Origin of the sequence: Flavobacterium sp. N502536 (assembly GCF_025947345.1) — a bacterium.
Classification (GTDB): domain Bacteria; phylum Bacteroidota; class Bacteroidia; order Flavobacteriales; family Flavobacteriaceae; genus Flavobacterium.
In genome coordinates this window covers 3,193,777-3,205,127 of record NZ_CP110011.1, presented here as the reverse complement: position 1 = coordinate 3,205,127, position 11,351 = coordinate 3,193,777, and the positions used below count along the sequence as shown (strand labels likewise).

The following is an 11,351-nucleotide window of genomic DNA, read 5'->3' as shown; positions in this document are numbered from 1 at the left end:
GAAGTCGAAGGATTGGAATTTGGAATGTAAAGAAATTGGAATTTAATTTAAAATGTCATGGGTAAAATAGGCGGATTTAAAGAATATAGCAGAGCCGACGAAAGTAATTTAGCAGTTGCAGAACGTGTTACGAACTACAACGAGTTTACTATTCCGTTAGCAAAAGATAAAATAAAAGAACAAGGTTCGAGATGTATGGATTGTGGTATCCCTTTTTGCCACAGCTCCTGTCCATTAGGAAATTTAATTCCTGATTTCAACGATATGGTGCATCAGGAAGAATGGCAAAGTGCTTTAGAGATTTTACAATCGACGAATAACTTTCCTGAATTTACGGGTCGCTTATGCCCTGCTCCATGTGAAAAATCATGTGTATTGGGAATCATCAAAGAACCTGTTGCCATCGAAAACATCGAGAAAAACATCATCGAAAGAGGTTTTGCCGAAGGCTGGATCAAACCACAAGCCCCAAAAACCAGAACCGGAAAAACGGTTGCCGTTATTGGTTCAGGCCCTGCAGGTTTAGCAGCAGCACAGCAATTAAACAGAGCCGGTCACATGGTTACCGTTTTTGAAAGAGACAATGCCATTGGTGGTTTACTACGTTACGGAATTCCGAATTTTAAACTGGAAAAAGGAATCATCGACAGACGTGTAGCGATTCTTGAAGCAGAGGGAATCACTTTTAAAACCAATGTAAATGTTGGTGTTAATTTTAGTGTAGACGAATTAAATTCTTTTGATTCTATCGTATTGTGCGGTGGAGCAACCGAAAGAAGAAGTTTGCCAACGAAAGGTATAGAAAGCAAAGGTGTTGTTCAGGCCATGGATTTCTTAACACAGCAGACTAAAGTTTTATTTGGAGAATCGATTCCGGATCAGGTTAAAGCTACTGGTAAAGATGTAATCGTGATTGGTGGTGGAGATACAGGTTCAGATTGTATCGGAACCTCGAACAGACATGGTGCAAAATCAGTAACCAATTTTGAGATTTTACCAAAACCTCCGGTTGGAAGAAGTGAGACAACTCCTTGGCCTTTCTGGCCGCTGCAGTTAAAAACATCTTCTTCTCACGAAGAAGGCTGTAACCGAAACTGGTTAATCAATACCAAAGAATTTATTTCAAACGACAAAGGAGAACTTACTGGATTAAAAACCGTTGAAGTACAATGGAAGATGACTCCCGGGCAACGTCCGGAATTAATCGAAAAAGAAGGTTCTGAGAAAATCTGGCCTTGTGATTTAGCTTTATTGGCTTTAGGATTCACAGGTCCGGAGAAAACTTTAAGCGAGCAATTAGGTTTGGAAATCGACATGAGAAGCAACTATAAAGCCAAAAATTACCAAACGAATGTACCACACATTTTCACTGCCGGTGATATGCGAAGAGGACAATCGTTAATTGTATGGGCTATTTCAGAAGGTCGTGAAGCAGCCAGAGAGGTCGATTTATTCTTAATGGGCTCTACGAATCTGCCAACTAAAGGAAACGGAGATTTACCGAGTTTGTAAATCGCAGACTCATTTCACCTTTATAAAAACAAAAGAGGCTGTCCGAAAAGCAAGGACAGCCTCTTTTTTTTATAAATAATTTAGATTGAATTATAATCCAAAAGCAGTTTATTTGGTCGGCAAAAATTATACGTCTTAATTCAACGCGGATAAAACAGATTCGCTATCGCGAAGACACTGATAAAAACGGATTCTAAAAATTAAAAAAACTTTTAAATGAGGAAAAAAATCTGTTTTTATTCGCGTTTTTACGAAGTAAATCTGTTTTATCCGCGTCGAACTAAGGTAGAGATTTTAAACAATAACATAATAAGAGGAAGTTCATTCTTTTCGGACAGCCCCCTTTGTTATGAAATTATGGAATTACACTTCAAATTAGAAAGATTCTTCTAAATTTAAAAATTATACTGAATTTGTAAAGTCGTACGTCTTCCCGGAGCATTTACAAAATCTTTATCTCTGGCTTGCCACCATGCAATATTGGGTGCATAATCTTTATTAAACAAATTCTCAACTCCCAATCCTAATCGGAATGATTTATTGATAAGATAAGAACTGCTTAAGTTAAAAACGGTATATTTTTTTACTGGTCCTTCGTTAAAACTGTACAGGTTTGTTGTTGGACTTGGATCAAATCGATCTCTTTTAAAGTTATGCAAAGAGCTTAATTCAACCTCTAAATTTTTTATAGGGTGTACCTGAATATAAGTCGTAAGTTTTGGAGCCATTATTCGGGATCCGTTAATGTATTTCTCGTAGGTTCCGTTATTATCATTATCTACTTTACCTTCTATCCAGGCAAAAGCACCACCAAAACTTAAAACATCCAACGGTTTAAAACCTACAACGGCCTCGTAACCCCAGATGTTTTCGGGAGCACGCTGCATCGCAAAAGAACCATCAGCAGACTGAATCGATGTAGCCCCTAACTCTGATGTACTCCAGAAACTGGTTACCTCATAGTTGAACCACTTTTTAATCGCTCCGGCCACACCCATTTCGTAATTATTTACAATTATAGGATCGGTTGGTAATTTTGAAATCACACTTTCGGTAGACGTTCTTAAAATACGCCCTACCTCATTGATCGAAAAGGATTGAGAGTAACTTGTAAAAACATTTACCTCCGGCATGATGTTATATCGTAATCCAATGTTTCCAACAAGGGCATTGTAATCTAATTCGCCTCCCTGGACAAAAATACTTTTGGTGTAGGTATTGTTTTTAGCATTCAATACCGGCAATGTATTAAAATCATCCGCCTTAACTTTAATATTTTCATATCTCGCACCCGCTTTTATGGTGAATTTCCCCCAGGCATCAAATTTGATTAAAGCAAACGGAGCCGTATTGACCATATTCATTTGTGGTGTCCAGAAACGACCGTCTTCTAATTTTTGAACCGTTTTATCCTGCAGCAAGTCCAAACCATAAATTACTTCTGCTTTATACGTATCATTTGCAAAAAGACGGGAATCAAAATTAACACGCAGCCCTTTCTTTTGTGAAGCTACATTCGACTGTCCTCCATTTAAAAACTGATCTCTGTCGTACGAATAAACCGTTCTGAAGTCCTGTGCATAAACATTTACGTCCAAAGAAGTATTGTTCCAAATTTCCGAATTGGAATACGACAATCTAAAATTATGATTTCTAGGAGTTCCTTCAGGCGTTCCTAAACGGCCACCGGCATCCACTCCAATAGTTGGAATTTCTCCCCACTTACCAATCTTAACATCCTGATCTAAAAATGACTTCGATGCATAACCCATGTACGAGAATTCCAGTCTTTGCTTGTCTGTAAGCGAATATCCAATTTTAAACAGTCCGTTATAGGTATTTAAATTGGATAAACTGTAAAACGGTGAAAGATTAACACCATTTGCATCTTTAGACACACCCGATCTTTCCTGCGTAAATCCAACAACATAATCGAACTTTTTTAGTTTTCCGGCCAAAGAAAGTGAAGCTCTGTAACCAAATGATTCTGCAAATGTTTTAGGCTGTGTAATCAACCCAACTTGTACCGAACCACCAATCTTTTCTTCCGAATGATTTTTCTTTGTAATGTAATTGATGATACCTCCATCGGCCCCATTACCATAAATTGAGGTGGCTCCTTTAATTACTTCCACTCTTTCGATAGATGATGGATCAATTACCTGAAGATCTCTACCTCCATTTCTCAAAGGTGTAGATTGTGGTATTCCATCAATCATCACCAAAAACGGTCTTCCTCTTAAAGTCTGACCAAAATTTGAAGTCTGATTGCTTGCTGTTGCTAAACCCGGAACTGTATATTGTAAAATATTGCTGATATTTGAATTCACCATCGTCTGACTTTGGATCTTTTTCGCTCCAACAATCGTAATGGAAGAAACAACTTCTTTGATACTCTCTTTTTTTCGACTTGCTGTTACAATAATATCATCTAAATTATTGGTCTGCAAACTGTCTTTTGATTTTTCCTGAGCAAATCCTACCGTAGTTGTAAGGATAATCAAGCAAAATGTAGTGATTTTTTTCATAAATAATCTTTAAAAATAGAAATTTTTTGCAAATATAATTTTAATTTGTTCTAAATAAGAAATTATTCATTTTAAAAAAAACTTCAAATTCCACGTTGTTATTTTTATAACAATTTGTTACAATTTGTTATTTTTCATTTTAAAATTTGTCAATCCCCAAAAGAGTAATAAGTTTGCTGAAAATAGTTTACAGATGCAAGCAAAAGATTTACTGCAGTTAGCAGAACAATTTGGAAGTCCATTATATGTATATGATGCCGAAAAAATCCAATCTCAGTACAACAGATTAACTAAAGCTTTCTCTAAGGTAGAAAACTTAAGAGTTAATTATGCCATGAAAGCATTGTCTAACGTTGCTATTCTTCAGTTATTAAAGAACATGGGGTCTGGCCTGGACACTGTATCTATTCAGGAAGTTCAATTAGGACTTCATGCTGGCTATGATCCTGACAAAATTTTCTTTACACCAAACGGAGTTTCTTTAGAAGAGATCGAAGAAGTTGCTGCAATGGGTGTTCAGATCAATATCGATAACCTTTCTATTCTGGAGCAATTCGGAACAAAATATCCACAAATTCCAGTATGTATTCGTATCAATCCGCACGTAATGGCGGGTGGAAATGCCAATATTTCTGTAGGACATATCGATAGTAAATTCGGAATTTCGGTACATCAGATCCCTCATATTTTACGAATTGTAGAAAATACAAAAATGAGTATCGTGGGAATTCACATGCACACAGGATCGGATATCCTTGATATCGAAGTATTCTTGTATGCTGCTGAAATTTTGTTTGACACCGCAAAACACTTCAAAGACCTGGAGTTCCTGGATTTTGGAAGCGGATTTAAAGTGCCTTACAAAAAAGACGATATCGAAACCGATATTGAAGAATTAGGCAAAAAATTATCAAAAAGATTCAACTCTTTCTGTGCTGAATACGGTAGAGATTTAACGCTGATTTTCGAACCTGGAAAATTCCTGGTAAGTGAAGCCGGTTTCTTCTTAGCCAAAGTAAATGTAGTAAAACAAACTACTTCTACAGTTTTTGCCGGAGTCGACAGTGGTTTCAACCACTTAATTCGTCCTATGTTTTACGGTTCGTCACACCATATCGAAAACATCTCGAATCCAAAAGGAAAAGAGCGTTTTTACTCGGTAGTAGGATACATTTGCGAAACTGATACTTTTGCCAACAACCGCAGAATCTCGGAAATTACGGAAGGTGATATTTTAGCATTCAGAAATGCCGGAGCTTATTGTTTCTCTATGGCATCCAACTATAATTCAAGATACAAACCAGCCGAAGTTTTATGGATGAACGGAAAAGGAATCTTAATTCGTCAACACGAAACATTCGAGGATTTACTTAAAAATCAAATTCCGTTGCCACAAGAAGTTGCTGCAACAGTTTAAAATAAAAAAAAAGAATATCACTTTAATCCCGTTTCTTAATTGAGGCGGGATTTTTTTTGAATTTTTTCACGTTATTCAAACCCGACAGGTTTTAAAAACCTGTCGGGTTTAATTGTCAACTCTAAAGAGGAAACTCGAGCGATAGCGACTGACGAAGTAAATCACGCTAGTTGATCGACAAAGATAGTCGTCAATATAGCACACGGATGACGCGGATTCGCTTTGCGAAAACACGGATTATGACAGATTTTTTTTCTCTCTTTTTTCTAAACTCAATCTTGTTATTTCCAAACTACGCAACAAATCCAACAGCCTTTAAAAACCTGTCGGGTTTAATTGATTCTTATAAATTTTTAATGAAGCACACTATTCGCTCAACTTCGGTAAAACCAGCTTTTTGATGAAAATCAATGCTTGCTGAATTACCCAAGTCGGTGTCAGACGCGATTTGTTTAAATCCTTTTTGTTTCGCCCAGTCTTCAGCAACTTTTGTTAACCTTCTGGCAATACCTTGTTTTTGATACGCTGGCTTCACATAAATAGCTTCCATATAAGCAACTGGTAAATCTTCAGCGCCTTCAACATAATCATTTCGCGTACTTAAATGTACAAACGCAATGTAGTCTTCCTGATCCCTAACCACATAACAAATTTCATTTTCTGAATCTATGATCGATTTATAACTTTCAAATTCTTCGTCAAACGAGCAGTCGTTCCAAAGCTCTAAAACCAATTCGACAAGCTGCTTTAAATTTTGTGCTGAGATTACTTCAATGTCCATTTTAAAATTCCGGTCTTTTTAATTTAACAATCCAATCAAAATTATACAAATTCCGCATAAAATGTTTGGTTATAGGGTACATAACCATCAAAATAATTTATCTGAATAAATCTTATTCAAACCCGACAGGTTTTAAAAACCTGTCGGGTTTAATAACGAAAAATGAATTTCAAATAACTCAAATAAAAAAACTATTTTAGTTTGATAAATTAAAACCCTAAACCATGAAAATTACGATTCCCCTGTCGGCATTATTCTTATTACTTACTACTACTTTATTCGGTCAGACAATTGCCGATTTAAAATTAAAAAACAAAGAAATTCCCAAAGGCTACACTTTAAACGATGGCAATATTTGTATCACTCCCCAAGCCTGTACTTTTTATAATGATATTGAAACCTATGCTAGCATTGTTGGAACCTTAAAAAGTAAAGCGATTCAAAATTTTAAAAGTAAAACGGATCGTGGATCTGTAATGTATTTTGAATTTGAGCACACCTTTAAAGGCGATCGATTTCTGCAAGGCTTGCTTTGGGGAAAAGACGGTCAGCCAACTGATGAGCGTCCGGAAGAATATCTGGCAAAAGGAAAATTCTTGATTATCTGGAATTTTCGTCCTAACAGTGTCCTCAAAGAAAAATCAGAAACTAAGATCGAGGCGATTTTACAATAAGAAAAAAACAGAGTACATCTACAATTCAAAACTCCTTAATACTATTTACATCATAACCAGATCTCTATGAAAAGCCCCTTTTACTAATTTTAATCACAACAATTAGTTTCTCGACAGCTTTTAATTTTCATTCTTTGTAGAGTTTCTTGCGATGATTTCTCCTCACGTCGAAATGACATACTTTGTGGTTAAAGTTTCAACAAAACTTAACGCAATCTTGTCATTTCAATGTAAGGAAAAATGACAAGGTTGAAGACAGTTGGGGCTTTAAATTTAAATAAAACAGAATCCTATCTTCAAATACAAATAATTTAATATCTTCCCTAAGAACTTTCAAAACCTGTAGAATGAACTTCGAAGTAATTAATATACGTAGAATAGACTCCACAACAGGGAGCTTCAAATTACATGAAGATTATATTCTTTCGTATGACCATTCTGATGGTTTTTCTGCAAGATTATTAAGTTTAGGAATTTACATCGATATAATTTTTGAATGTAAAGTTGAGATATCTTTTTTTCTAGATGGTCGTGAAGGATATGAAAAACAATTTGAATGCGAAATACCATCCCAAATTAAAAACACAATTTTAGAAATCCTGAATCTTGACTCTGTGCTGTTAAAGGATTACTACGCAGATATGTTTTTAGAGGATGAAACCACACAGGATTATGTTATCAATCATTCCGGAAAATCACATAATATTAGAATAGGAACTTTGCTTAAAAAACTACAGCCTGAAAATCCATCAGAAGAATTATTTTTTGTTCTAATTGATCTTTTCAAGAAATGGCGGGAACAAATTTATCAGGAATGTTTAAAGGAATCAACGACATCGAATCAGATCAATGCTAACGATAAGCCAAATATTCGCGTTAAGCGGTGAAGTTTCTGAAATTGCAAAAAAAATAATCAACAAATAAGAAAATGAACAGACAAGGAGCGGTTGGCGCATTGCTTGATATCTACGAACAGGCAATTTTAGATCTTACCAACGTTATTAAAAGTATTCCGGACGATGCTTTGACCATTATCATAGACGAAGAAACAACAAACGAAGATTGTAAATCCATACAAACCATACTGTCGCATGTTGTAAGTTCCGGTTATAGTTATGCCATCAGTATCCATAACCTGAAAGGACCGACTATTCAACGACCTGACAAAATTTTTCATTTGACCATTGCCGAATATCTGACAGATTTGACGAATGTTTTCCTCTTTACCGAAAACATTTTCAAAGAAATTAAAGACGATGAACTAGAACAATTTGACGATTCACTAAAAATAAAAACAGGTTGGGGACAATTGTACGACATTGAACAAATTACAGAACATGCGATTGTACATATTCTTCGTCACAAACGACAAATTGAAAAAATAAAATCCGGCAAATTGAACTAAAATTTTCTCTAACTTCGCTTACACTAAAAAATACCTTACAAAATGAAAAACAAGTCAAACCCCGTTGTTTATTTTGAAATTCCGGTAGCCAACATCGAAAGAGCCATACAATTTTACTCGGCCGTTTTTAGTTTTGAATTTGAGCGGGAGCGTATTCATGATAACGAAATGGCTTTTTTTCCGCTTACCGAAGGTAATACTGGTATTTCGGGAGCTTTGGCGCAAGGAGAAATATACAAGCCAACTTTAAACGGAACTCTTGTGTATTTTAATACTGAAGATATTGAAGAAACGCTGCATCTGGCTGTAATAAATGGTGCCGAAATCTTATTTCCAATAACCTCAAATGGCGAATTTGGCTGGGTTGCAGAATTTAAAGACTGCGAAGGAAACAGAATTGCGTTGCATATGAGGAAAAAAGAATAATTTAAAATAGAAAACAAATCCAACCCTGTAAAATTACTTTTCTTTAATAAAGACAGTACTAACATAATCAACATTTCATAAAACTTCTTTTCTACAGTTTTATCTAAAAAACATCAAAATGAAAATCCAAATACGAATCCTGCTTTACGCAATCCTTTTCTTTTTATACCTTACTTCAACTTCACTTTTACTTTCTTTGGGAGAACGATTAAAAACAGATCCGTATATCACGCTCGGATGTGGTTTTGCCGTTTTAAATATCATTTATTCCTTTTTGGGATTAAAATGGAAACCTGTGCTGAATGTAGTCTGTTCTATAGTAATTGCAGCATTGTCGCTATACTTAGCGGTTCAGTTTGCCAACTTACATCTGCTTTCCAAATACGATCCTTATTTAGTTAAAACAGCCATATTCACCAATGCTATTTTGTCAATCCTCTTTTGGGAAATTGTATATCAGGTGAAAATTAGAAAATAATGAGACCCTAACCATATATTAGACGCACTGCTGCGTTTGTGTCTACGTTAAAAACGATGCATAATAAAGTCATTAAACATTCTCGCTGAACATCTGAATCTGTACACGCGCAATAGTATATGGACATTTCTGCAATTCCTAAATTTAAATTTCATAAATTTATTATCCTAAAATTTTAGCAGTTAAAATCTAATATTTTAAAAAAACATCTTATGAAAACTAAAAAAATATGGGCAAATTTAGGCGTAGAAAATTTAGACCGAACAACTAAATTCTACAATGATTTAGGTTTTACACCAAACGGTCACAATACAAATGAAGAACTCCGAAGTTTTATTTTTGGTGACGACAATTTCATTATTCATTTTTTTATAAAAGAACGTTTTAAATGGGCCGTCAACGATGAAATGGCCGACCTTAAACTGGGAAACGAAATTATTTTCTCGCTTTCAGCCGAAAGCAAAGAAGAAGTAGACCAATGGTTATCTGACGTAAAAAATGCAGGAGGCGTTATTTTTGCTGAACCTCAAAATTATGCCAAAGGCTATTTCTTTGGATTCTCTGATCCGGATGGTCATAAATTTAATGTGCTGTACTGGCCGGAGTAAAACATAAAATTCCAATCGATTGTTCTTTATGAAAACTAAACTCTATTAACTAGCCCCGATGGAAGCGGTATCCTTTTTTGCCAGGTTTCGGCAAAAAAGATTTAGCATACAGCGGGACTGAAGGTTATGATAAAAATTAAAACTTCTGCTTCTTAAATTAAAATCACAACCTCTAATTTGTCTAAAAAACAGATATCTTTGCTTCTTTAAAATCAATTGTCTTTAGCATGAAAAAAATCACTATACTGTTTTCTATATTATTTTTAACACTGTCGTCTTGTGGAGTTAAAACGACTCAATCAATGCTTAGCGATGGAAATTATGATGGAGCGATAGATCGTGCAGTCGAAGCTTTAAAAACCAAAAAAGATTCTAAAGGAAAACAAGATTATGTGTATTTACTGGAAGAAGCTTTCGCAAAAGCCAAAGACAGAGACTTGCGTAATTTGGAGTTAATGATAAAAGAAGCAAATCCGATAAATGCCGAACGCACTTACAATACCTACATGCAGTTGAACAATCGTCAGGAGAAAATCAGACCGTTATTGCCTCTGCAACTGTTGAAACAAGGAAGAAGTGCCACATTTCAGTTTGATAATTATACGAATCAGATCATAAGCAGCAAAATTGCATTGTCGAGGTATTTGTATGAAAATGCATCTGCCCTTTTAAAATCAAAAAACAAAATGGATTTTAGAAAAGCCTACGATGATTTTTTCTATCTGGAAAGTATTAGTCCAAACTACAAAAACACCAAAAAACTGATGGACGATGCACAGTTTAAAGGAACTGATTTTGTAGATGTGTATGCTACAAATGAAACCAATATGGTCATTCCGAAACAGCTTCAGGATGATTTGCTGGATATTAAAACTTACGGACTAAATGATAAATGGACGGTTTATCACAGTTTTAGACAAAAAGGAGTCGTTTATGATTATAGTTTGATTGTGAACTTCGTACAGATTAATATTTCACCTGAGCAAATCAAAGAAAAAGAGTTCATCAAAGAAAGACAGATCAAAGACGGTGTAAAAACACTACTGGACAGCAGAGGAAGGCCGGTTAAAGACAGTCTGGGCAAAGAAGTAAAAGTAGACAATTACAGAACGCTTCGTGCAAATGTATACGAATTCAGACAATTTAAATCCTGTCAGGTTACGGCTAAAGTCGATTATGTCGATGCAAGAACAAATCAGTTGGTTCAGTCCTTTCCTGTGAGCAGCGAATTTATTTTTGAGAATGTTTACTCTACTTTTAAGGGAGACCGAAGTGCCTGTGAAGACAGTTACATCAACTATTTCAATAAACGAGCAGTCCCATTCCCTAACAACGAACAAATGGTTTTTGATACCGGAGAAGACCTGAAAGCCAGATTGAAAGACATTATCGTTAGAAATAAATTCAGAAGCTAAACCGATGGCAAATGAATTCATTTGCCGCAGAAATACCTGAAATCTAATGTTCAGCTATATATAGTGCTTGCCCTAAGTAGTACTTACAATAAAGTATAAATTTGATA

11 protein-coding genes are annotated in these 11,351 nt (G+C 35.3%); 9 read left to right on the top strand and 2 right to left on the bottom strand.

Annotation, left to right across the window (positions count from 1 at the left end):
* Positions 1-57 precede the first annotated feature (57 nt).
* Positions 58-1,512, top strand: a complete 1,455-nt coding sequence (locus tag OLM61_RS13535) for a glutamate synthase subunit beta (protein WP_264523173.1) — start codon at positions 58-60, stop codon at positions 1,510-1,512.
* Positions 1,513-1,907: 395 nt separating this feature from the next.
* Here the strand turns inward: OLM61_RS13535 and OLM61_RS13530 are convergent, their stop codons facing one another.
* Positions 1,908-4,040: a TonB-dependent receptor gene (locus OLM61_RS13530; protein WP_264523172.1), complete on the bottom strand. Its 2,133-nt coding sequence runs from the start codon at positions 4,038-4,040 to the stop codon at positions 1,908-1,910.
* 136 nt (positions 4,041-4,176) lie between these two features.
* Between OLM61_RS13530 and lysA the strand changes: the two genes are divergently transcribed.
* Positions 4,177-5,457 (top strand): diaminopimelate decarboxylase, encoded by a 1,281-nt coding sequence (lysA, locus tag OLM61_RS13525; protein ID WP_264526383.1) that lies wholly within the window; start codon positions 4,177-4,179, stop codon positions 5,455-5,457.
* Between the two features lie 343 nt (positions 5,458-5,800).
* Here the strand turns inward: lysA and aac(6') are convergent, their stop codons facing one another.
* Positions 5,801-6,238, bottom strand: coding sequence for an aminoglycoside 6'-N-acetyltransferase (aac(6'), locus tag OLM61_RS13520; protein WP_264523171.1), 438 nt, complete (start codon positions 6,236-6,238; stop codon positions 5,801-5,803).
* A gap of 224 nt (positions 6,239-6,462) precedes the next feature.
* On the opposite strand from aac(6'), the gene OLM61_RS13515 reads away from it, so the two are divergent.
* The 7 genes from OLM61_RS13515 (at position 6,463) to OLM61_RS13485 (ending at position 11,244) form a co-directional block, all read left to right on the top strand.
* The gene (locus OLM61_RS13515) at positions 6,463-6,912 is read left to right on the top strand and encodes a hypothetical protein (protein ID WP_264523170.1); all 450 of its coding nucleotides are present in this window, start codon (positions 6,463-6,465) and stop codon (positions 6,910-6,912) included.
* 347 nt (positions 6,913-7,259) lie between these two features.
* Positions 7,260-7,799, top strand: a complete 540-nt coding sequence (locus OLM61_RS13510; RefSeq protein ID WP_264523169.1) for a hypothetical protein — start codon at positions 7,260-7,262, stop codon at positions 7,797-7,799.
* A gap of 41 nt (positions 7,800-7,840) precedes the next feature.
* On the top strand, positions 7,841-8,317 hold the full coding sequence (locus tag OLM61_RS13505) for a DinB family protein (protein ID WP_264523168.1): 477 nt from the start codon (positions 7,841-7,843) through the stop codon (positions 8,315-8,317).
* A 42-nt stretch (positions 8,318-8,359) separates the two neighbouring features.
* The gene (locus tag OLM61_RS13500) at positions 8,360-8,743 is read left to right on the top strand and encodes a VOC family protein (protein ID WP_264523167.1); all 384 of its coding nucleotides are present in this window, start codon (positions 8,360-8,362) and stop codon (positions 8,741-8,743) included.
* A 118-nt stretch (positions 8,744-8,861) separates the two neighbouring features.
* The gene (locus tag OLM61_RS13495; protein ID WP_264523166.1) at positions 8,862-9,221 is read left to right on the top strand and encodes a hypothetical protein; all 360 of its coding nucleotides are present in this window, start codon (positions 8,862-8,864) and stop codon (positions 9,219-9,221) included.
* A 212-nt stretch (positions 9,222-9,433) separates the two neighbouring features.
* Positions 9,434-9,829, top strand: a complete 396-nt coding sequence (locus tag OLM61_RS13490) for a VOC family protein (protein ID WP_264523165.1) — start codon at positions 9,434-9,436, stop codon at positions 9,827-9,829.
* 227 nt (positions 9,830-10,056) lie between these two features.
* Positions 10,057-11,244, top strand: coding sequence for a hypothetical protein (locus OLM61_RS13485; protein WP_264523164.1), 1,188 nt, complete (start codon positions 10,057-10,059; stop codon positions 11,242-11,244).
* Positions 11,245-11,351: the final 107 nt, after the last annotated feature.

Coding starts and splice junctions, on each gene's coding strand:
- OLM61_RS13535 (WP_264523173.1), top strand. CDS start 58: ATGGGTAAAATAGGCGGATTTAAAGAATATAGCAGAGCCGACGAAAGT.
- OLM61_RS13530 (WP_264523172.1), bottom strand. CDS start 4,040: ATGAAAAAAATCACTACATTTTGCTTGATTATCCTTACAACTACGGTA.
- OLM61_RS13495 (WP_264523166.1), top strand. CDS start 8,862: ATGAAAATCCAAATACGAATCCTGCTTTACGCAATCCTTTTCTTTTTA.
- OLM61_RS13485 (WP_264523164.1), top strand. CDS start 10,057: ATGAAAAAAATCACTATACTGTTTTCTATATTATTTTTAACACTGTCG.
- OLM61_RS13510 (WP_264523169.1), top strand. CDS start 7,260: ATGAACTTCGAAGTAATTAATATACGTAGAATAGACTCCACAACAGGG.
- OLM61_RS13500 (WP_264523167.1), top strand. CDS start 8,360: ATGAAAAACAAGTCAAACCCCGTTGTTTATTTTGAAATTCCGGTAGCC.
- OLM61_RS13505 (WP_264523168.1), top strand. CDS start 7,841: ATGAACAGACAAGGAGCGGTTGGCGCATTGCTTGATATCTACGAACAG.
- OLM61_RS13490 (WP_264523165.1), top strand. CDS start 9,434: ATGAAAACTAAAAAAATATGGGCAAATTTAGGCGTAGAAAATTTAGAC.
- OLM61_RS13515 (WP_264523170.1), top strand. CDS start 6,463: ATGAAAATTACGATTCCCCTGTCGGCATTATTCTTATTACTTACTACT.